Consider the following 17,917-nt stretch of genomic DNA (forward strand, 5'->3'; position numbering starts at 1 on the left):
AGGCTTATTCCTTATCGCCTGCTGCGGCTTCTTTCTTTTCTTCCTTTTCTTCGGAATCTCCGGCAGCAGCTTTGGGGGCTTCTTCGGCCTTTTCTTCAGCCTTCGCTTCCTCAGCCTTTTCGGCCGGGGCAGCTTCGGCTTTTTCCTCACCGGCTTCCTCCTGAGCAGCATCATCGGCAGCAGCAGGGGCCTCGGCCTCGGCTACTTCGTTTTCCGGTTCTCCGGCAGCTGCAACCGCTTCAACTTCCTCGGCAGCGCTTTCGCCTTCAGGGGTCTCCGGGGTTTCCTCCGCCTCCGGGGCTTCTGCCTCAGCAGCGGCCGCCTTGCGCTTTTCGTTGGCTTCCCGTTCAGCCTCCAGGGCCTTGGCACGCGCTTCCTCCCGGGCTTTTTCCAGTCCTTCGGTTTTCTGGCTTACCTTCTGCTCCTTTTCATCGAGCCATGCCTGAAATTTCTTTTCGGCCTCCTCTTCGGTCAGGGCCCCTTTACGAACGCCCCCCATCAGGTGGTGCTTCAGCAGTACCCCTTTATAGGAAAGGATCCGGCGAGCTGTCTCGCTGGGCTGAGCCCCGTCGTTGAGCCATTGTACGGATTGATCCACGTCTATCTCGATAGTGGCGGGATTCGTATTCGGGTTGTAGATTCCTAGTTTTTCGAGGAAACGGCCGTCGCGCTTGGCACGCACGTCGGCGGCTACGATCCAGTAAAAAGGTTTTCCTTTCTTACCGTGTCTCTGAAGTCTGATTCTAACTGGCATATCACATTAAAGTTTTGGGGTACCCGACCCCGGTTATTAATTCTTGTTACAACATTTCAAGCTGTTCAGCCAAGGGTATTTCTACTGAAAGCGGGTGCAAATATACGCCATTTTGCCAATGAGTAAAGGACTTGGGCGAAAAATTTATACCCCGCGGAGCCCCCATATTTTCATAAAAGCTGTTAAGAGGATGATAAATTGTGCTAAATATTTGATTTACCGCAGGTTGACCAGTATACTATTTTTGTCTTATTGAAAGGCACCACAGAAACAGTAACCACTAAAATGACGATAGACCATGAAGTACACTGAAAAAATTTCCAATAAGTTAAACGAATTACTCGAAAAGACATACGATGCTGAAAAAGGATATAAGCTCGCAGCCGAGAAGGTAGAAGTGCCAGCCGTGAAGGAATTCCTGAACGACAAAGTTAAGCAGCGCTATACCTTTGGGCACGAACTGAAGACCGAAATCCGCGAGTACGGGGAATTGCCAGACAAAGGCGGCAGCTTTAAGGGCGACCTGCACCGTACCTGGATGAATCTCACCAGTACGCTCACCGGCAATGAAACCGAACGCATCCTCGAAGAAGTAGAGCGGGGCGAGAAAGCCAGCCTGGAGCAGTACGATGAAATCCTCGACGATAAGGAAATGACCCTCCCGCCATCTACGGAGCAGCTCCTGAGAAGTCAGCGCAACGCCATCCAGGCAGCCCTGAACACGTCGAAGATGTACGAATCCATCGTATCCTGATCGACGCACGCAAATACCCAATATCAGAACCCGGCCCCGCGCCGGGTTTTTTCTTGCCAGGGGATGGATCCACCGGAACTTTTGCGGTCGCTCGGCTACGGACGGCCCGCACACCGGCTGGCTCCTCGGCCCAGTTAATAACTCATAAAAACTCCATTTTTGCAGCCCGGGGTATTTCCATAATTTTATCCTCCTGATTCCCGATACCTGTCCATGTACCTCATATTCGACACAGAGACCACCGGGCTTCCCAAACGTTGGGACGCCCCCGCCAGCGACACTGACAACTGGCCCCGCTGCATCCAGATTGCCTGGCAATTGCACGACGGGGAAGGGCGGCTGGTGGAACAATACGACGCGCTGGTCCGGCCGGACGGGTTTAACATCCCGTACGACGCCGAACAGATTCACGGTATCTCCACAGACCTGGCGCGGGAAGAAGGGCTCCCGCTGGAAGAAGTTCTCGAGGCATTTCGCGGGGCATTATCCCGCACCCAATTCCTGGTAGGCCAAAATGTCGGGTTCGACATCAACGTGATGGGGGCCGAATTTTACCGGGTTGCAGACGAGGACCCCCTGGAAAAATTCCCGGTACTCGACACGTGTACGGAATCCACGGCAGAACTCTGCCAGCTCCCGGGCGGGCGGGGCGGAAAATTCAAGCTGCCCACCCTCACCGAATTGCACCTGCACCTTTTTGGGGAACCTTTTGAGGAAGCGCACAACGCGACGGCCGACGTGGAAGCCACCGCCCGATGCTTCCTGGAATTGCTCCGCCGGCGGCAATACAGCCCGGAGCAGCTCGGCGTGGCCCCCGGGTATTTCGAGGCTTTCGACCGGGCCAACCCGGGAACTATCGCCCCGATCGGGATTGCCCACAAAAACCTTAAAAAAGCCTCCCGCAAACTCGCGGAAGCCACAGCGGTAGACGATCCCGGGCTCACGCGGGCAGAAATACGGGAGAACGTCCAGGCCCTGGAAGGGGTCCCTTTCGCCCACCTGCACAACCACAGCCAGTTTTCCGTCCTCCAGTCCACCATGGGCATCAAGGACCTGGTGGCCGCCGCGGCGGAATACCGGATGCCGGCCGTGGCCCTGACGGACCACGCCAACATGATGGGGGCCTTCCATTTTGTACGGGAGGTCAAAGCCCACAACAGCAACCTCACCGAGGAGGACCGGGCATCGGGCAAGCGGGACCTCATCCCGATTATCGGTTGCGAGTTCTTTGTCTGCGAGGACCGCAACAACAAATCCGTCAAGGATTACGGCTACCAGGTAGTAATGCTGGCCAAGAATAAGAAGGGCTACCACAACCTGGCCAAGATGTCCTCCATCGCCTACACGGAAGGGTTCTACTATGTGCCCCGGATAGACCGGGAGGTTGTGGAGCGCTATAAAGAGGATGTCATCGTCCTTACCGGAAACCTCTATGGGGAAGTTCCCTCCAAGGTGTTGAACCAGGGGGAAAAACAAGCCGAAGAGGCGTTGCTCTGGTGGAAAGAGCAATTCGGGGAAGACCTCTATGTGGAGGTGATGCGCCACGGGCAGGAAGACGAGGACCGGGCCAACCAGAGCCTGGTAGCCCTCGCAAAAAAACACGAGGTGTCCCTGGTGGCCACCAACAACACCTATTACCGCCGCAAGGAAGATGCGGAAGCCCACGACATCCTGCTGTGCGTCAAGGAAGGGGAAAAACAGGCAACCCCCATCGGGCGCGGCCGGGGCTACCGCTTTGGCCTGCCCAACCAGGAATACTACTTCAAATCCCCGGAGGAAATGAAGGAGCTGTTCCGCGACCTGCCGGAAAGCATCCAGTCCATCGAGGGAATCATCGAGAAGATCGAGCCCTTTGACCTGGCCCGGGATGTCCTCCTTCCAAAATTCGAGATCCCCGAGGAATTCCGGGTGGCCGAGGACGCAGCGGACGGCGGCAAACGGGGCGAAAATGCCTATCTCCGCCACATCACCTTTCAGGGGGCGGAAAAGCGGTACGGGGAGATCACGGAGGCCATCCGGGAGCGGCTGGACTTTGAACTTTCCACTATCGAAAACTCCGGGTACCCGGGCTATTTCCTGATCGTGGAGGATTTTATCCGCGAAGCCCGCAACATGGGGGTGTCCGTAGGCCCCGGGCGGGGCTCGGCGGCCGGGTCCGTAGTTGCGTACTGCCTGGGGATCACCAACATCGACCCGCTCAAGTACGATCTGCTGTTTGAGCGGTTCCTGAACCCGGACCGGGTATCCATGCCCGATATCGACATCGACTTTGACGACGAGGGGCGCTCACGGGTAATGGATTACGTCATCGACAAATACGGCGCCAACCAGGTGGCCCAGATCATCACCTACGGCACCATGGCGGCAAAATCCTCCATCCGGGACACCGCCCGGGTGCTGGACCTGCCGCTCAGCGAAGCGGACCGCATCGCAAAGCTCATCCCGAACATGTCCAAGCTGGCCAAGATTTTCGGGCAGGACGAGGCGGAGCTCAAAAAGAAATTCCGCTCGGACGACCTGGCAAAGGTCAATGAGCTGCTGAACCTGTCCGAGGGCAGCGACCTGGAGGCGCAGACCGTCAATATGGCCCGCGTGCTGGAGGGCTCGCTGCGCAACACGGGCATCCACGCCTGCGGGGTGATCATTACCCCGGACGACATCACGAATTTTGTCCCGGTGGCCACCGCCAAGGATTCCGACCTCTACGTGACCCAGTTCGACAACTCCGTGGTGGAAAACGCCGGCCTGCTCAAGATGGATTTCCTGGGCCTGAAAACGCTGACGCTCATCAAGGATACGGTGAAGATCGTCAAGGCGCGGCACGGTATCGACCTGATCCCGGACGACTTTCCCCTGGACGACGCGGAAACCTATGAGCTCTTCCAGCGGGGCGAAACGGTGGGGATATTCCAGTACGAATCCCCGGGGATGCAAAAGCACCTGAAAGACCTCAAACCGACGGTCTTCGACGATTTGATCGCCATGAACGCCCTCTACCGGCCCGGGCCCATGGAATACATCCCGAGTTTTATCGCGCGGAAGCACGGGCAGGAGGAAATCACCTATGACCTCCCGGAAATGGAGGAATACCTGCAGGAGACCTACGGGATCACCGTCTACCAGGAGCAGGTGATGCTGCTCTCCCAGAAGCTGGCCGGGTTTTCCAAGGGCGAGGCGGACGTACTCCGCAAGGCGATGGGGAAAAAAATATTTGCGCTGCTGCAGAAACTCAAGCCCAAATTCCTGGACGGGGGCGAGGCAAACGGGCATCCGCGGGATGTGTTGGAGAAGATCTGGAAAGACTGGGAAGCCTTCGCCTCCTACGCCTTCAACAAGAGCCACTCCACCTGCTATGCCTATATCGCCTACCAGACGGCCTACCTGAAGGCCCACTACCCGGCCGAATACATGGCCGCAGTGCTCTCCAACAATATGAACGACATCAAGCAGGTAACCTTCTTTATGGAGGAATGCCGGCGGATGGGCCTGGACGTTCTCGGGCCGGATGTCAACGAATCCTATTACAAGTTCGCGGTGAACAAGGACAACCAGGTGCGCTTTGGCATGGGGGCCATCAAAGGCGTGGGGCGGAGTGCCGTGGAAACCATCGTGGAAAACCGGAAAGCTAACGGCCCCTACCAGTCTATCTTTGACCTGGCCAAGCGCATCGACCTGCGGGCCGCCAACAAGAAGGCCTTTGAAAACCTGGCCCTGGCGGGCGGGTTCGACTCCCTGGGCAATGCGCATCGCGCCCAGTACTTCGATTGCGGCACGGACGGGGTGAGTTTCCTGGAGAAGGTGATTCGCTTCGGGGCCCGTTTCCAGGAAAGCGAGAACTCCTCCCAGGTAAGCCTCTTTGGGGGCAGCAGCGAAGTGCAGATTGCCGAGCCGGAAATCCCGCCCTGCGAGGAATGGGGCACCATGGAGACCCTGAAACGGGAAAAAGAGGTGGTAGGCATCTATATCTCGGGCCACCCCCTGGACGATTTTAAGACGGAAATCCAGGCGTTCTGCAATACGGAGATCTATGCCCTGAACGACCTGTCGCCCTACCTCAACCGGGAACTCAGCCTGGCCGGGGTGATTACGGACGTGCAGCACCGGGTTTCCAAAAACGGCAAGGGCTGGGCGATCTTTACCCTGGAGGATTATTCGGATGCCTTTGAGTTTAAGATTTTCGGGGAGGAATACCTGAAATTCCGGCATTTCCTGACCATCAATGCGTTTATCTACCTGAAAGTCTTTGTCCGGGAAGGCTGGGTGAACCGGGAAACCGGAAAAAAAGGCGACCCCCGCCTCCAGTACAACCAGGTCCTCCTGCTGCAGGACGTGATGGACGCCTATGCCAAAAAACTGACCATCCAGCTCGATATCGGGCAGCTGCACGAGAAGCGCATCCGGGAATTGCAGGACACGCTGCGTTCCTTTAAAGGGCAGCACCACCTGAATTTTGTGGTCTACGAGATGGAGGAAGCCATCAAGGTGCAGCTCTCCAGCCGGAAGCAAAAGGTCCACATCAGCTCGGAACTGCTCCATTCGCTCCGCGACCAGGAAGTACATTACAAACTCAATTAAGAAGTCTACCCGCGAACCCCGGCAGGCCATCAGGCTTTATCCCGGCCTGCTCCGCATCCTGCGCCCTGTCCTGCGGCTATCGACGGACTCAATCGGCATATCGACAAATCGAATACGCACAGTGTAAGGGACGGCTTAAATAATTGACTAACTTTGCACTAATTAAAATAAAGCGAATATGGCACTAGAAATAACAGATGCGACCTTTGACGAGGTGGTCCTTAAAAGCGATAAACCGGTAGTAGTAGATTTTTGGGCGGCATGGTGCGGCCCCTGCCGGATGGTTGGACCCATCATCGAGGAACTCAGCCAGGAATACGACGGCAAAGCGGTTGTCGGGAAGGTAGACGTGGATGTCCACCAGGAGTTCGCGGCCAAGTACGGCGTGCGGAACATCCCTACCGTATTGGTGTTCAAGGATGGCGAAATCGTAAACCGCCAGGTAGGCGTGAGCCCGAAAAAGGTATACGCCGAAGCGATCGACGCAGCCCTGTAAGCCTTTCAAAATACATTGCAATCAGAATCCCGCCCCGGTTCCCCCGGTAGCGGGATTTTTTTTTGCCTGCTGTCCGCATTTTACCCGGGGCGTCTGCTCGGGGACGTTACTTCCCCATCCCTTTGTATCTTTGAAACATGGACCTGAGATCGGAACTCCACAATGCCCCCCTGTTTGAAAACCTCGGCCTGCTGGCCCGGCAGGTGGTGGAGGGGTACATCAGCGGGATCCACAAAAGCCCCTTCCACGGGTATTCCGCCGAATTCGCCGAACACAAGGTGTATAACACGGGCGAAAGCACCAAGCACATCGACTGGAAGCTCTTTGCCCGGACAGACAAACTCTACACCAAGCGCTACGAGGAGGAAACCAACCTGCGCTGCCACCTGATCCTGGACAGTTCGGCCTCCATGTATTACCCGGAGGTCGCAAGGCTCAACCTGGACCACCTCCATAAAATGGGCTTCGCCGTCCTGGCCGCAGCCGCCCTGATGGAATTGCTCAAGAAACAACGGGATGCCGTGGGACTCAGTGTCTTTGCCGACACCTACGAGTACTACGCCCCGGAAAAAGGCAGCGAGCGGCACTACCAGATGCTCCTGGCCAAACTGAACGACCTGGGGCTGGCCGGCCGACGGGGCGAAGGCACCGAACTCCACGCCCACCTGCACCTGATTGCCGAAAAGCTCAAGCGCCGCAGCCTGGTGATCCTCTTCTCCGACCTGTTCCAGGACCGCGTGGCGGACGAACAACTCTTTGAAGCCCTCCGCCACCTGAAGTACAACAAACACGAGGTGGTCCTCTTCCACCTGGCCGACCGGGCCACCGAACTGGATTTCGACTTTGAAAACACCCCGAAACGGTTCCAGGACGTGGAGACCGGCAAGCATGTGGACCTCTACCCGGAGACCGTGCGCGCCGCCTACCGGGACGCCCTGGTGCGGTATGTCCGCTCCATCAAACTCATCTGCGGGCAGTACGACATCAAGTACGTGGGCGTGGATGTAGCGGACCCGTTTGCCCGCGTGCTGAATGCCTTCCTCACGGAACGCCAGCGCATTGCCGGATAAGGCGCGCTAAAATTGATCTTTTTGTTTGCCGGATTGAAATAGTACCTTATATTTGCCCACGCTTTTGAACAAAAAGCTCTGACAATTTCCACAAAACCAACTGTTGTTGGTACCCTCCGGGGTTGGAACATTGGTCTGGTAGTTCAGTTGGTTAGAATACCTGCCTGTCACGCAGGGGGTCGCGGGTTCGAGTCCCGTCCAGACCGCATAGGCCTCGATTTTTCGAGGCTTTTTTGTTTATAATCACTTGTAAATCAATGTTATAAAAATGTTAACGTTAAAGAAAAGTTAACCAGCGTGCCGCAATCGTGCTGCATTTTTGACCCTTTTTTACTTCTTGGCAGTATTTTACAATAACTTTTTTCCAGGAAAGTAATCACCGTTAAATAGAATAAAACGAAGTTATCTCCTTACTTTTCTGTTCAAGAAAATGAGCCGAAAGTGAAAATACAATACTGTTCCGATTTACACTTGGAGTTTCCCCAAAACCGAAAGTGGCTGGCAGACCATCCTTTAATTCCTTCTGGGGAGATACTGATCATTGCTGGAGACACCCATTATCTCGGATTTGATTTTGAAAATCTAGACCTTTTTAAATGGGTGTCCGATCATTACCAACAGGTGTATGTGATACCGGGCAATCACGAATACTATGGTGGATTTGATTTGTCTTTACATCAAAAGCCTTTTCAATGGGAATTGCAACCAAATGTGTTCCTTCTAAACAACCAAGCAATAGAAATAAGCGGTATTAGGTTTCTCTTTTCTACACTTTGGAGCCACATTTTGCCTGAAAACATCGCTTCAGTATCTGCTTACGTAAATGACTTCCATAAAATAAGAATGGGTGATAAAATTTTGACGATTGACTATTTTAATCAGCTTCATGCAGAGGCGTTTGATTTTATTACGACAAGTATAAATGACCGTGAAGGCAAAACAGTAGTGGTCACCCATCATCTACCAACACCGCTTTGTAATTCTCTAGAGTTTGAGGACAGTGCTATCAACAATGCCTTTGTTGTAGACCAAACCGATTTCATTACCAGGTCCAATATCGATTATTGGATTTATGGCCATGTGCATAGAAATGTTGGAAATGGCATAAAGTTAGAAGGCACTACCATGTTGTGCAATCAATTGGGGTATGTTCACATAAATGAGCATCACGATTTTTCTAGGGATAGTTTTATTGAAATTGCATAAAATAACCTTTGGCGATGCATTACAAATAGGTCTGAACAGAGTTCTGAGTAGATTGAAAATCATCTTAGAGAAGATAAGTTAAAAAAGCTCGTCGTCTCAAAAAAGACCTTTGTAACAGAAGCATTTTCTCAAACATGTATGAAAATTTAAACATAGTGCAGCTCGACGAATTTCCTATTGACTATCAAATAAAATTCTAGCCAAAAAATTAATTGTAGGTAATTTCCTCTTATCATATTTCCTTATATTCCCATCCAATTAACACTTCTAACCAAAAATTACTTTAGAATGTCTGATACTATAGAGTTCGTTGAACTCAAAAAGTTAAAACTTGACGTTAATAATCCGAGGTTTGCAGAACTCTATAGTGGCAGCAACAAAGAAGAGGATTTAATCCAATACCTTCTTTATAATGAAGCCGCTGAAGATGTCGCTAAAACCATAGTGAGCGTCGGAAAATTTCACGCAGATAAGGCTCTATGGGTTTTGAAGACAGATGGTGGTTATCTTGTAAAAGATGGTAATAGACGCTGTGCTGCCGTAAAAGCCCTGAGAAACCCCACGAAATACGAATTAGATCTCAAGAAAAAAATCATCAAAACTTTGCCAATTCTGGTATATGATGATCCTGATGAATTGGATAAAAGAATTCTTCAAGAACATACAAATAATGTTTTCCGTGAATGGGATAGAATAGCCAAAGCACTAGAGGTTTATAGAATGTTTAGTAAGGGCGACACAATAGAGTCTATGAAAGATATTGATTCCACCCCAACTCAATTAATCAAGTTAGCGAGTTTCTATTATGAGGCAGTGAAAAAAGGTGAAGAAGATTTAAAAAAACTTTTGAGACGTGGTAGAGGAAAAAGTGGTGGTAAGACCATAATTTTTGAAAGACTATTCAGGTACAGTCGTCAATGTGGATATTATTTCCAAAATAAGCCATCTTACAAGATAAAAGTTACTGATCAGGCCTGCTTTGATTCTTATGTTGAGGCTTTGATTCATTATTTGCAAGATTATCCAGAAATAAGAACTCAAGATATTGATTCCTGGAAAGAAACATTTTTTTTAAAGCTTAGCCCATATGGATTCACCCCTTGCGGAAAAAGTACCTCAAGTTCAACAAATGGGAATTCTCAATCCTCCTCGGCCAGCAGCAGTTCTAGTTCTCAAACTAGTCAACCATCTAACCAAGGAAGCCAAACAAATCCAGGAACCACCCAGGCGTCCTCTCAGACCTCATCATCAACAGCACAAAGAGGAAGTACGAAAACAAAACCGGTTTATAAAAGGAAGTCTTTACCGAGAAATCTTACTAAACCCATTAATGAGTGTTATTCCTTGGATAAGGACAAATATTGTAATGCAAAGACTGCAATGACAAGAATTGCTTTAGAATGTGCATTGAAATATGTTGTTGAAAACACTGAATATGAACCATCAAAAAAACTTAAGGATTCTAACTATTTTCGAAATGTTTTTTTCAACCCTGATGGTTCGAAAAAGCCCTTTACTGATTTTAAAAAACTAAAAAATTTGTTTACACAATTAATAGACAACACAGGAGTGCGGAAGGCATTTGAGAATTTTGATATGGAAAAGACTCACCAGACCATCCATAATTATAATGTCGGTGCAACACCATCCGACTCGGTAGCTCTTTGTGACAATCTTATCCCGATACTTGAGTTTTTGTTGCAAAAGGAAGATGATTTAATTAGTAGTCTGAAAAAAGAGAGTTTATAGATGAACTATTCACCCCTCCGTTATCCTGGCGGAAAAAATAAAATCTCAGCATTCATTGCCAAAATTTGCCTTGACAATAAAGTAAGTGGTCATTACGTTGAGCCGTATTGTGGTGGGGCGGCGGTAGCACTCTTTTTATTAATGGAAGGATTTGTTGAAAAGATAACAATAAATGACAAGGACAGATCTATTTATGCTTTTTGGCATTCATTATTGAACCAAACCTCTAAACTTTGTGAATTAATTGAAAATACTGAAGTAACAATAAAAGAGTGGCAAAAGCAACACGATATTCAACAGAATAAAGCCAAGGTTGACCTACTCACGTTAGGTTTCTCGACCTTTTTCCTAAATAGGACAAATAGATCCGGCATTTTAAATGCGAGACCAATTGGCGGGTTAAACCAAGATGGTGAGTACAAAATGGATTGCAGGTATAACAAGGTCGATCTTATAAACCGAATTAAAGCAATCGCTAAAGAGAAAAAAAATATACGCTTGTACCGGAAAGATGCCCTCAGACTAATAGACAAAATCGAAAATGAATCAAACCTCGAAAATACCCTGTTCTATTTTGATCCGCCATATTATCTCAAAGGTACTTCTCTTTATTTGAACCATTACAAAACACAAAATCATAAAGCTGTTAGTGAACGAATTAAAGCAATCAAAAATGTCAAATGGATAGTCTCCTATGATAACGTTCCTGAAATAAGTTCTCTTTATGAGGGTTATACACAGAAGGAATATGAGTTGGTGCATTCTTCCAATGAATCCAAAGTAGGCAAGGAAATTCTTTTCTTCAGTCCAAATATTGAGAGACCTAGATTTAATAATTGGAATCCACTAAAATTTAAAATTCGAAGAAAAGAGAATTCAAATTATTTGGTATATGACCAAGGGCAGGTGATTGATGGTATTCGATTTTTGAAAGCATCGCAAATAAGACTGTTGGTCTAGAAATATGATTCTGCGATTTCAATAAGAAAGTTTATTGAGATTAAAAACCACCATAATTCAAATTTAGCCTATGAAAAAAATTTACTTAGCAGGACCATATACCTTAGGTGATGTTGCTATAATCTTGAGTGTTTTCTTTTTCGCTTCTTCTTTTTGAATCGCTTTTTGTCATCAAGCTCCAGGGTAAAAGCATTCCATGGACTATCATCAGTCGTGCTAGGAATTAATCCAACTGATTGAGCTTTTTCCATATTTGATTTTGATTGCTCAAAAGTCTGGTCTGGCAGTCGTGCAGCAAGTTTTGTCTTTTCTTTAGTTCCTCTTGCTGTTCTTGAATTTTCCTCAAAAGCTCCACCTGTTCTTCGTTCTGAAATATTAGTTTCGAGAATAATTCTACGGTCTCGGTCTTGTTCATAATCGATACGTTTGATGATATTGTTCCATGAATATTTTCGGCCTAAGGTGCTTCCCTTGTAAATAATGCCATCGTACTTAAAGGATATTCCTGTGACTCTGCCGGTGCTTTTGCTAATATTGAACTTGGGGCTTATTTTCCGTTTGCTCAATTCGGTGATGAAATCCGTTATGTTCTTGGAATTTGAGATTGCACTTTCGAGATATTGCTGAAGCATCAATTTGATGGGAGCTTCCCCTGTTCGCAACGCTTTTTGTATTTCTTGATGGGTAATCGATGCTTTTCTTGTTAATTGGATATTCTCAAGATGAGACAATCCATACTTTAGTTCAAGTTTACGAACCAAACGCTCACTTCTTTCATAATCTTTGCTGTCGCTTACCAGTTCTCCGGAAAACTTTACCCTGTTGGCAATGATATGGATATGCTCGTGTTCCTGATCGCTATGTCGATACATGATGTATTGGTTGTCATCGAACCCCATCCCTTTTAGATAATCGTTTCCAAGGGCTACAAACTTTTTATCAGTTAATGTATCCTCATAAGGGAGGTTCAACGAAACGTGATACACCGCCTTTCCCAATCTTGGCCGAAGCTGTCGGACTATATTGAATTCTTGGGTCATATCAACGGTTTTTCCATAGGAAATGTTGGTGTCCAGTACATAACCCACGCCCTGCTCCACCTTTTTTTCGTTATAGGCCAGCACACCATAGAAATCCTTTCCCTTAATCTGCTTGGCTATCACGGTTTTACAATATTTGCTTTCAGGGTATCTAAAGTGCTCCTCATTGCAGATAGATGTTCAATCAATATCGGGGAATTGTTCATTCCCAAATGCACCTTTTTGGTCAATTGGTTCAGGTTGTTTCCGATACGGCCTAATTCGATGAAAAGCTTTCTATTGTCTGGCGGAATCCTTTTTCTGGGCAATACCCTTCCCGTTACTTTCATTCGAATAAAATCGGGAATTGTAATTCCCAAGGTGTCCGCATTTTCAGCTACTATCAGATATTCTTTGACGGTCACTCTCACATTAAGCCGAATTGCTTTTAAATCTTGTATGTTCTTTTTAGGTCTTGCCATATTTTAGGGGTTTGGGGAGAATCCCCAACAAGCCATGCGAACAGAGTGAGCAGTTTTTGCATGCAAAAACATGGCTTGCTTCACGAACTCCGATTACTATTTCATTTGAACTGTACATTTTGATTTTCCCATTTAAGAGTTAGGAAGATGCCTCCCTCATTTTTTCAATAAGGGCTTTGATGTCATCTGGATGAAAAAGCACCCTGCCGCCAAGTGGTATCTTTTTTAGAAATCCTTTTTCAATCCAAGCGTAAATCGTGGGTCGGGTTACCCTAAATTTTTTAACCAGGTCGGCAATGGTCAATAACTGGTCTTCGACTTCTTTTCCCTCTATGGGATTTTCTGTTGATGGTGGGATGTTTTTTTGAATGGAATCAGCAGGAACGTATTCTCTTATTCCATTGTCATCCATGATAAATATTCGTTTCATGGTAGAGTGATTTTATGATTTACTTTATTGAACAAACCTAGCAGCATTAAACGACATTTTCCATGAGTGCCGTACATGAATTGATGTACGGCACTCATGGAAATATTCAAAAATATTTTGTATGGGAATTTTAGGATAGGGATGGAAAAGCTAATAAGCTTTTCCATCGGTATCCCCCTATTTTGAGGGGGTTCTCAAAAAATTGGTTTTTTGAGAACTTCCGCAGAAAACTCTTTGTTAGGGAAAGAAGAATTTTTCAATGGCAGCCCAATATTTTCAAAAAGCTTCCCCTAGCCATCTTTTTCCCCTAACCACAAAAATCCAAAACGTTGCTTTTGGCTTTCTTGAAACCAGGGTTAACCAAAGTTGTGGTGAGGGAGAAAAGAACTATTAGGTTTTAAAGGTTCAGGATGAACAGTCGGGCTATCTAAAAAAGGACTTTCCAAAATGTTCGACACTACATCACCATGTACAATGCTTTATATACACATAGCAATGATTAATGCATTGGATGTTGAAAGTATTATTGCTATAAATAATGCTATAGTGCTATATAGCAATTACCATTTCATCATATAATCATATGGTCATATTGTAATATGAACATATAAGTAATAAGTAGTGGTAAGAAGAATGCTGATTAGAAGTCATTTAAAATCCTTCTCAAGAGTAAGTATTCTCTATCAATAGGATTGGAAATTGGTTCCATAAAAGGTTAATTAACGATACTATCAAAAAAGAACAGAAATGGGACTTGCGTTGATTCTTTAATTCTTTCACCTCTCGAGTCTTTTAAAACGGCCCTTTTTTAAAAGAGTTCTGTTTGATACTGGTGAACGTGTTAACTTTTGCGGCAGATGTGATGCATTATGAATCAAACTTGCTATACCTCCATTTTATATCATTATGTAATTATCCACAAACTGATTTTCCGAACCCTAAACCGTATTAAAAACCAGACTTTAAGAAGTAAGGTTTCTGGGTCTTTCAAATTAACGAATTGCTGATATTACCTATATTGCCAAGAACATGAATACTTGGCACATCCACATAAAAGGCAGGGTTCAGGGTGTTGGATTTCGTCCTTACGTATATCGGCTTGCGCTGGAAAGAGATTTAAATGGAGTTGTCTATAACGCACTTGATGGTGTGCATGTAAAATTTTCTGGGTCCCAAGATCAGGCGAAAGAGTTTTATACGGCTATAATCGATGAAACACCTTCTTTGGCAAGGGTAACCAATCACAAAATTACCAGGGAAACTGGAGAGCGCTACAAAGGTTTTCAAATCCTGCAAGATGAATCCGATGTATGTGCCTCCCTCATCCTTCCCCCAGATTTTGCAGTATGCGAGAATTGCAAAAAAGAGGTTTTGTCAAGCAACAACCGAAGAAAGGGCTATCCCTTCATTACCTGTACACAGTGTGGACCCCGTTATTCCCTAATTACTGAGCTCCCCTATGAACGGGCATTTACCACAATGGAAACTTATCCAATGTGCCCTACTTGTAAGCAAGAATATGGCAATCCTGGAGAAAGCCGTTACCATTCACAAACCAACTCATGTGCAGCATGCGGTATTCGAGTGGCTCTTTGGAACAACAAGGGTCAGAAAATTGAAGCCAATACGCAGTTGGCAATCGATAAAATAATCAGATTTTGGGAGGAGGGAAAAATTATAGCCATAAAAGGAATTGGCGGATATTTGCTAACATGTGACGCCACAAATCCTAAGGCTATCCAAACGCTTCGGAAGAGGAAGCACAGACCTTCCAAGCCTTTTGCCTGCATGTACCCAAACATAAATAAAATAGAGCAGGACTGTTATGTTGACTCCACTGAACAGCAGATGCTTACTGGTGAAGTGGCGCCAATCCTGCTGTTGCAGCTAAGGAAGAAATCTGTAGATATCGCTTTGAGCGATATTGCTCCCGGTCTCAATCAAATCGGAGTGATGCTGCCTTATACCCCATTGTATCTCTTACTGATGCAGGCCTTTGGGAAACCTATCGTTGCCACTAGTGGGAATCTAAGCAACGCATCCATCGTTTTTGAGGATAAAAAGATATTTTCAGAACTATCGGGTATTTGGGATTTTGCACTGACGAATGATAGGGAAATAGTAACCCCACAAGACGACAGCGTAATGCGCTTTAGTCCATTTAAAAAGCAACCAATACTTATTCGTAGATCCCGTGGAGTTGCCCCGAATTACTTTTGGCCGGATATACCAACAGAACAAAAGACGATTTTGGCTTTGGGGGCATCACAAAAAAGTGCTTTTGGATTGCTTTTCGGAGGCCTGTTTTATTTAAGTCAATATCTAGGAGATTTAACCTATCTGGAGAGTGCTGAAAACCTCAAAAGAACCATTGAGCATTTCGTAAATCTTCTTAATTGCAAACCTGAAGTCATTTTGGTCGATAAACATCCTGATTACTATTCTACCGAATATGGTAAGCACCTAAGGGATGCAAACAGAACCAAACTTGTATACATTCAGCATCATTTTGCTCATTTTGCAGGAGTTTTATCCGAACATTCACTGCTACAAAAATCTAAAAGGGTCTTAGGAATTGTTTGGGATGGCGCGGGATATGGAAATGATCGGAACATTTGGGGTGGTGAGTTTTTGGTTTATGAAAACAAGAAAATCAAAAGACTTTCCCATATCGCATATGTCCCTTTAATACTAGGAGACAAAATGGCTGGTGAACCCCGGCTTTCGGCTCTGTCACATTCAGGGCAGAACCCTGCCATACTCCCATTGTTGAAAGACAAGTTTAGCACGAAGGAATGGAAAATATATCAAAGACTATTGGATAAAACTCCACCGCTAAAAACCTCCAGCATGGGGCGCTTATTTGACGCTGTTGCCTGCCTATTGGGAATTATGGATACTCAAACCTACGAAGGCGAAGCGGCCCTGCGACTTGAAACAATGGCACAAACTTATTTTGACCGTCACGAAGACACTCTTGATTCAGGCTATGATACCCAAATATCGTATCTTGATGGCATATCGACTATGCCCATCATTGAAGGTGTGGTCAAGGATTTGAATAATGGCACTGCCAAGGATGAAATTGCATTCAAGTTTCATTATTCACTGGTGAAAATGGTCGAAGAAATTGCTCTTGAAAATACAATTGAGAAAATTGCTTTTAGCGGGGGTGTTTTTCAGAACGGACTTTTAGTGGATTTATTGATGATGCATTTAGAAAATAGGTTTCAACTCTATTTTCATCAGCAGGTATCTCCCAATGACGAAGGTATTGCCCTGGGGCAATTAGCATATTATCAAAATATTGAAGAATGAAATTTCTTAGCGAATACAGGGATGCCGATTTGGCAAAAAAATATTTGGCTGAAATACATTCCACGGTTACCCGGGAATGGAATGTTATGGAAGTATGCGGCGGGCAGACCCATAGTCTGGTCAAAAACGGAATTATGGATCTGTTACCTAAAGAGGTTCAAATGATTCATGGGCCCGGATGTCCGGTTTGTGTTACCCCGCTTAATTTAATCGATAAAGCCATCTATCTCGCTGAGGGCAAAAATGTCATTCTTTGTTCTTTTGGAGATATGCTACGTGTGCCCGGATCGAAAAAGAGTTTGCTCCAGGCCAAAGCTGGTGGAGCAGATGTACGCATTTTATATTCTCCAATGGAGGCCGTCCAAATCGCAAGTGAAAACCCTGACAAAGAAGTGGTCTTTTTTGCGGTGGGCTTTGAGACTACCGCTCCCGCAAATGCTCTTTCAATTGATAAGGCTTATGACCTGGGACTTACCAACTATTCCATTTTAGCTTCCCAGGTGTTGGTACCGCCGGCTATGGAAGCGGTCATCGAAGATGAGGAAAGTAAAATTGATGCTTTTTTGGCCGCCGGCCACGTATGCACAATTATGGGTATGGATGAATATTATCCATTAGTGGCCCATTACAGAATCCCAATGGTAGTCACTGGTTTTGAACCTGTGGACCTTTTGCAGGGTATACTACTTACCGTTCAACAATTGGAAAAGGGTAAGGCCGAACTTCAAAATCAATATAGCCGTGTGGTTAAGCCGAAAGGAAACCCAAAAGCCCAGGAACTCATCCGTAAGATTTTCATGGTCTCTGACCGGGAATGGCGGGGTATAGGCACTATTCCTGCCAGTGGGTTTGAGGTAAGACCCAAATATGCCGCCTTTGATGCCAATCTAAAGTTTACTATCCAGGTCGAAAAAGTGGAGGAGCCCAAAGAATGTATTGCAGGATTGGTTCTAAAAGGCATTAAAAAACCAAAACAGTGTTCACAGTTCGGCAAAAAATGCACGCCCCAAAATCCGATGGGTGCCCCCATGGTCAGTTCAGAGGGAGCTTGTGCCGCATACTATCACTTCAGTGGAGCCGCAGAAACCGTTGCATAATCTTACC

At 46.6% G+C, this 17,917-nt stretch carries 13 protein-coding genes and 1 tRNA gene; 10 read left to right on the forward strand and 4 right to left on the reverse strand.

Annotation, left to right across the window (positions count from 1 at the left end):
• Positions 1-4 precede the first annotated feature (4 nt).
• The gene (locus RB2501_RS00935; RefSeq protein ID WP_083760662.1) at positions 5-754 is read right to left on the reverse strand and encodes a 30S ribosomal protein S16; all 750 of its coding nucleotides are present in this window, start codon (positions 752-754) and stop codon (positions 5-7) included.
• Positions 755-1,052: 298 nt separating this feature from the next.
• Between RB2501_RS00935 and RB2501_RS00940 the strand changes: the two genes are divergently transcribed.
• The 8 genes from RB2501_RS00940 (at position 1,053) to RB2501_RS00975 (ending at position 11,564) form a co-directional block, all read left to right on the forward strand.
• Positions 1,053-1,508, forward strand: coding sequence for a ferritin-like domain-containing protein (locus tag RB2501_RS00940; RefSeq protein WP_012813773.1), 456 nt, complete (start codon positions 1,053-1,055; stop codon positions 1,506-1,508).
• A gap of 213 nt (positions 1,509-1,721) precedes the next feature.
• On the forward strand, positions 1,722-6,083 hold the full coding sequence (gene dnaE / locus RB2501_RS00945) for a DNA polymerase III subunit alpha (protein ID WP_012813774.1): 4,362 nt from the start codon (positions 1,722-1,724) through the stop codon (positions 6,081-6,083).
• Between the two features lie 178 nt (positions 6,084-6,261).
• Complete coding sequence (gene trxA, locus RB2501_RS00950) at positions 6,262-6,579, forward strand: thioredoxin (protein WP_041326875.1); 318 nt, start codon at positions 6,262-6,264, stop codon at positions 6,577-6,579.
• 137 nt (positions 6,580-6,716) lie between these two features.
• Complete coding sequence (locus RB2501_RS00955) at positions 6,717-7,649, forward strand: DUF58 domain-containing protein (protein WP_012813776.1); 933 nt, start codon at positions 6,717-6,719, stop codon at positions 7,647-7,649.
• 132 nt (positions 7,650-7,781) lie between these two features.
• A tRNA-Asp gene (locus RB2501_RS00960) sits at positions 7,782-7,855 on the forward strand.
• Between the two features lie 235 nt (positions 7,856-8,090).
• Positions 8,091-8,855 (forward strand): metallophosphoesterase, encoded by a 765-nt coding sequence (locus RB2501_RS00965; protein ID WP_012813777.1) that lies wholly within the window; start codon positions 8,091-8,093, stop codon positions 8,853-8,855.
• 288 nt (positions 8,856-9,143) lie between these two features.
• Positions 9,144-10,604 carry a hypothetical protein gene (locus RB2501_RS00970; protein ID WP_012813778.1) on the forward strand — a complete coding sequence of 487 codons (1,461 nt, stop codon included), beginning with the start codon at positions 9,144-9,146 and terminating at the stop codon, positions 10,602-10,604.
• Positions 10,605-11,564 (forward strand): DNA adenine methylase, encoded by a 960-nt coding sequence (locus tag RB2501_RS00975; protein WP_012813779.1) that lies wholly within the window; start codon positions 10,605-10,607, stop codon positions 11,562-11,564.
• A gap of 116 nt (positions 11,565-11,680) precedes the next feature.
• On the opposite strand, the gene RB2501_RS00980 is transcribed toward RB2501_RS00975, so the two are convergent.
• The 3 genes from RB2501_RS00980 to RB2501_RS00990 form a co-directional block, all read right to left on the reverse strand.
• Positions 11,681-12,727 carry a relaxase/mobilization nuclease domain-containing protein gene (locus RB2501_RS00980; protein ID WP_012813780.1) on the reverse strand — a complete coding sequence of 349 codons (1,047 nt, stop codon included), beginning with the start codon at positions 12,725-12,727 and terminating at the stop codon, positions 11,681-11,683.
• Positions 12,724-13,065: a plasmid mobilization protein gene (locus RB2501_RS00985; RefSeq protein WP_012813781.1), complete on the reverse strand. Its 342-nt coding sequence runs from the start codon at positions 13,063-13,065 to the stop codon at positions 12,724-12,726. The genes RB2501_RS00980 and RB2501_RS00985 overlap by 4 nt, the downstream gene beginning before the upstream one ends.
• 139 nt (positions 13,066-13,204) lie before the next feature.
• Positions 13,205-13,495: a helix-turn-helix domain-containing protein gene (locus RB2501_RS00990; RefSeq protein ID WP_012813782.1), complete on the reverse strand. Its 291-nt coding sequence runs from the start codon at positions 13,493-13,495 to the stop codon at positions 13,205-13,207.
• 1,029 nt (positions 13,496-14,524) lie between these two features.
• On the opposite strand from RB2501_RS00990, the gene hypF reads away from it, so the two are divergent.
• Both hypF and hypD read left to right on the forward strand, forming a co-directional pair.
• On the forward strand, positions 14,525-16,813 hold the full coding sequence (hypF, locus tag RB2501_RS00995) for a carbamoyltransferase HypF (RefSeq protein ID WP_041326876.1): 2,289 nt from the start codon (positions 14,525-14,527) through the stop codon (positions 16,811-16,813).
• Positions 16,810-17,910: a hydrogenase formation protein HypD gene (gene hypD / locus RB2501_RS01000; protein ID WP_012813785.1), complete on the forward strand. Its 1,101-nt coding sequence runs from the start codon at positions 16,810-16,812 to the stop codon at positions 17,908-17,910. Before hypF ends, hypD begins: the two co-directional genes overlap by 4 nt.
• Positions 17,911-17,917: the final 7 nt, after the last annotated feature.

It is taken from the genome of Robiginitalea biformata HTCC2501, from assembly GCF_000024125.1.
GTDB classification, from domain to species: domain Bacteria; phylum Bacteroidota; class Bacteroidia; order Flavobacteriales; family Flavobacteriaceae; genus Robiginitalea; species Robiginitalea biformata.

Bases quoted from the DNA above. Each gene is read 5' to 3' on its own strand.
- RB2501_RS00935 (WP_083760662.1), bottom strand. From the start codon at position 754: ATGCCAGTTAGAATCAGACTTCAGAGACACGGTAAGAAAGGAAAACCT.
- RB2501_RS00940 (WP_012813773.1), top strand. From the start codon at position 1,053: ATGAAGTACACTGAAAAAATTTCCAATAAGTTAAACGAATTACTCGAA.
- dnaE (WP_012813774.1), top strand. From the start codon at position 1,722: ATGTACCTCATATTCGACACAGAGACCACCGGGCTTCCCAAACGTTGG.
- trxA (WP_041326875.1), top strand. From the start codon at position 6,262: ATGGCACTAGAAATAACAGATGCGACCTTTGACGAGGTGGTCCTTAAA.
- RB2501_RS00955 (WP_012813776.1), top strand. From the start codon at position 6,717: ATGGACCTGAGATCGGAACTCCACAATGCCCCCCTGTTTGAAAACCTC.
- RB2501_RS00970 (WP_012813778.1), top strand. From the start codon at position 9,144: ATGTCTGATACTATAGAGTTCGTTGAACTCAAAAAGTTAAAACTTGAC.
- RB2501_RS00975 (WP_012813779.1), top strand. From the start codon at position 10,605: ATGAACTATTCACCCCTCCGTTATCCTGGCGGAAAAAATAAAATCTCA.
- RB2501_RS00985 (WP_012813781.1), bottom strand. From the start codon at position 13,065: ATGGCAAGACCTAAAAAGAACATACAAGATTTAAAAGCAATTCGGCTT.
- RB2501_RS00990 (WP_012813782.1), bottom strand. From the start codon at position 13,495: ATGAAACGAATATTTATCATGGATGACAATGGAATAAGAGAATACGTT.
- hypF (WP_041326876.1), top strand. From the start codon at position 14,525: ATGAATACTTGGCACATCCACATAAAAGGCAGGGTTCAGGGTGTTGGA.
- hypD (WP_012813785.1), top strand. From the start codon at position 16,810: ATGAAATTTCTTAGCGAATACAGGGATGCCGATTTGGCAAAAAAATAT.